General features: G+C 49.5%; 6 protein-coding genes. All 6 read right to left on the reverse strand.

Annotated elements, in window-relative coordinates; translation table 11 throughout:
- Positions 1–226 precede the first annotated feature (226 nt).
- Entirely contained in the window at positions 227–451 is a 225-nt protein-coding gene (locus tag A3SI_RS16515; protein WP_040671331.1) for a DUF6140 family protein, read from the reverse strand.
- A gap of 26 nt (positions 452–477) precedes the next feature.
- A complete protein-coding gene (locus tag A3SI_RS16520) occupies positions 478–804 on the reverse strand; it encodes a YkvA family protein (RefSeq protein ID WP_009057767.1) in 327 nt (108 codons plus the stop codon).
- Between the two features lie 68 nt (positions 805–872).
- Positions 873–1,079: a hypothetical protein gene (locus A3SI_RS16525; protein WP_040671332.1), complete on the reverse strand. Its 207-nt coding sequence runs from the start codon at positions 1,077–1,079 to the stop codon at positions 873–875.
- 252 nt (positions 1,080–1,331) lie between these two features.
- Positions 1,332–1,517: a hypothetical protein gene (locus tag A3SI_RS16530; protein WP_009057768.1), complete on the reverse strand. Its 186-nt coding sequence runs from the start codon at positions 1,515–1,517 to the stop codon at positions 1,332–1,334.
- A 224-nt stretch (positions 1,518–1,741) separates the two neighbouring features.
- On the reverse strand, positions 1,742–2,281 hold the full coding sequence (locus A3SI_RS16535; protein WP_009057769.1) for a hypothetical protein: 540 nt from the start codon (positions 2,279–2,281) through the stop codon (positions 1,742–1,744).
- 153 nt (positions 2,282–2,434) lie between these two features.
- On the reverse strand, positions 2,435–3,109 hold the full coding sequence (locus A3SI_RS16540) for a hypothetical protein (protein ID WP_156810375.1): 675 nt from the start codon (positions 3,107–3,109) through the stop codon (positions 2,435–2,437).
- Positions 3,110–3,322 lie beyond the last annotated feature (213 nt).

Genomic DNA, 3,322 nt, shown 5'->3' on the forward strand with positions numbered 1-3,322 from the left:
GATCTCCCACGCGKAAAATATCTCCACAGAAGCAGTCTGTGAACATGGCGATGCCCTCGCCGCGCCTGACGGCTGCGGCAAAAAGCGTGGTACACTGCTTTTCGAAGTCGGCTTCGATCCGCATGCGGCAATAGGGTCGTGCATGTGTGGACATGGCATAAAAATCAGGCGGATAGCCAGTGTTTGGCCTACCCACCAATCTACAGAAAAGGAAAAAAACGCGTACCTACTGTACGCGCTTAACATCTATAACACTACTCGTGATCGCATTCGCCTTCTTCATGTCGATGCCATAAATTCGGCGAAAAGCATCCACGATCAGCTGGCCTCCCATAAAGTGAAACGGGTGCTGTGCATCACTATCAGTGATGACATCCACCTGCATCCCCTTTTCGAGGCGAACACCGTTACGGAAGCCCGTCATTTTAACAGTTACTTTATATAAAGGCATAAGTCAAAATCAGTTAGCTTGAAACATTAGGCACCTGCACCTCCAGTGAGGCTAAAGAGCTTGAAAACCAGTACACCGAGGAGCACTACGATCAGTCCAAGTCCTACGAAGACAGCGATCATGATCCACTTCGCATAACGCATCAGCGCCCCCAAGCGGGTATCCGCCATCGACGTAAAACTACCCAGCGCCGTACTGATGCCGATCACAGCCGCACCCATATCGTCCATCCATCCCGCTATAGGAATAAAGTCAGGAATAAAATCGATCGGTGAGACGATATACAGCAGCGAAAGCAGGATGATACCAGCATCGAGCACCTTATTTTTCGGCCCGGTTACCTCGGTCTCCATGGGCCGGAGAGGTCTTGAATTATTCATAAAGGTTTGTTTTGTTTAAATGAAAAGAACTTCAGACGTACTTACTTACGCTCATGGTACCATTCGAAGAGTCGAGCAGCCGTATAGAGCGTACCGACCGCGCCGATAAGCAGCGCCGCATTAGGTAGTGAACGGATGAGCTGCGCCCAAAACATCTCGCGACGGAAATTGCGCTTGGGAGCCTCCCGTTGGGATTGAAAATCATCAGGGAGGATAACCAACTCTAATGAAGGTTTGGGTTTTGCCATGGGTATATGGGGTTAGAAATGGATAAGTCCCTCCGTCGTATTACTTGAAGGGGTTGATAAAGCAGCGAATAGCTCGACTATGAGCGCAATGATGTTTACCACGATGAAGCGAAACGCCTGTCCCACTCCTCTAAATAGGTCTCTTATAAAACGCATAGGTAACTACAGGTTAAAGTGAAAGGTATACATGTCTTGTTAAAGGTCTTGCCGCCCTAAAAAAGCCCCCAACTACAGGGAAGGCCTTTAAAAGAATCAGCCTACCACCCAGCCTAAGAAAGCCACCAGGCCAATGCCCGCCACGACCTTTCTCGGTTCTTCTAAGGCCTTGACCGTCTTCGCTATTTGCTCAGGCGACATCGGCATACAGTCACTTGGCTGTCCCTCTTGATAGAAGAGCTCGGAGTTGCCTGCTGGAATAAGAGTCGGTTTCTCTGGCATCGCTATGTGTGCTTTACATGATTCAAATATCCTAAAGAATACCTACAACTTCCGGAGGGATTTATAGGTGCACCCTTTTTGAGCATAGCCGCACGAAAATAGCCATTAACAGCAAAATCTTCTTGGAAGAAATCTAGCCCCCGCCAGCACCTAGGACGCTGGCAGGGCTGTGCCTAAAAAGTCTTCACCCGAGGCACCGCATACGAAAAAGTAGCTTGCAGACCTTAGAAGACATGCCTTCCCTTAAAGAGAAACTCCTCCTCGAGATACTGCTGATACCCCTCCTCGAACCCGGCCTTGTACGCCAGTACCGCCGACTCGATGCGGCCTTCGTGCACCGTAGCTAGGTCCAGCTGGGCCAGCAAGTCTTTCCGAATTCGATCCAGCGTATCGCGCTCTTGGAACAGCTTGTAAAACCGCTTCGCATGGCCTACCTCCTGAATCCGCGCCACCTCCTGACTCACCGCATAGAAGCTTTCCTCCACCTCCCGAAGTGACCGGCTGACGACATCCTTAAAGCGCGCCACCAGCAGCGCCTGCCGCTCCTCGAACTGCGCCATATCACGCAGCTGATAGCCTTCAGCACGTCCTAAGCGGACAAAGTCCTGCTCCAAGAACGTGTCCACCGCACCGACGGGCTCCTCCTGCCCAAGATCTGCCTCCTCTAAGAAGGTCTTGCGAAAATCCGCAGCCTGCACATCTACAGGAGCTGCCACTGGAGCCTCTTGGCCCTTAAAACCGAATAAACGAAAGAAACTTGTCATAACCCTATCCATTTAGAGATGAAACATAAAACCCGCTACACACCCTGTGAGGAGCGATCAGCAGAGGAACCGATGGCCAAAAAACCCTCTCGGCACTTTCCTCTCTGATCATGCCGTAAAATAAACGCTTAAGTACGCAGGCTATCTGCACGGTTATGAAAAACGGTTATGAAAAGATAAAAAATTAGATCCGCAGCTTGCGGATATGCATGCGGTTATCTCGCTACTGCTCCAGCCCTCCTTATGCATGCAGGTCTCGATAAAATCCACCACCTGCTCCTCATCCAGCTGCAGCTCCTCCTGCAGGTAGCCACTCAGCGCCCGCACCCGCAGCTCCAGCTCCTCATGGTAGGAACTATACGCATTTAAGGCGATCACCTTTTCGCGGATGACATCTTCCTGCTTATCCAGATTCTTATAATAAGGCAGCGGCGTCATGATGCGATCCTCCGTTGACGTGGTGCTTATCAGCACAAAGGACCCCAAGCGGGACTTGCGCTCGATTTGATGGTGGACAAGCTCCTTTTCGTGGTACTTACTCACCTCCTGGCAGAGTCTTCGAAACTCCTCCTCCGAGCCAGAACAGACGCGATACAGTTTATCCTTATCATGGTGGATAAAAAGTTTCATTTTTTCATCCCCATAATGCTCGACGAAAATGATGTGCGTAGCGTTTTCCATAGCTAAAAATAAACGTTTCGAGACAGTAGGCCCGCTGGGCCAAAACCAAATATACCCATAAAACGCCGAATCGAAAACGAAAACCTTCATTTTTAAGGGATCGCTAAAGGCCATAACGACGAAGGCATGCGCACAAGATCCCCCCACCTTTTGCTCCCCAGGATAAGCCGGCACCTCCAGACCACAGTCCCTGCCCCATGTTCGTTTGCTTTCTTTTTCTTTCTTTTTTATGTTCGTTTGCTTTCTTTTTGGCCTTTTCCTGCTTTCGTTTACTTTCTTTTCCTTTCTTTTTACACTTTTTTTGCTTTCGTTTGCTTTCCTTTTCTTTCTTTTTTCAAAAAAGCCACGCGAAGCCAAAAT

It is taken from the genome of Nitritalea halalkaliphila LW7 (assembly GCF_000265075.1).
Classification (GTDB): domain Bacteria; phylum Bacteroidota; class Bacteroidia; order Cytophagales; family Cyclobacteriaceae; genus Nitritalea; species Nitritalea halalkaliphila.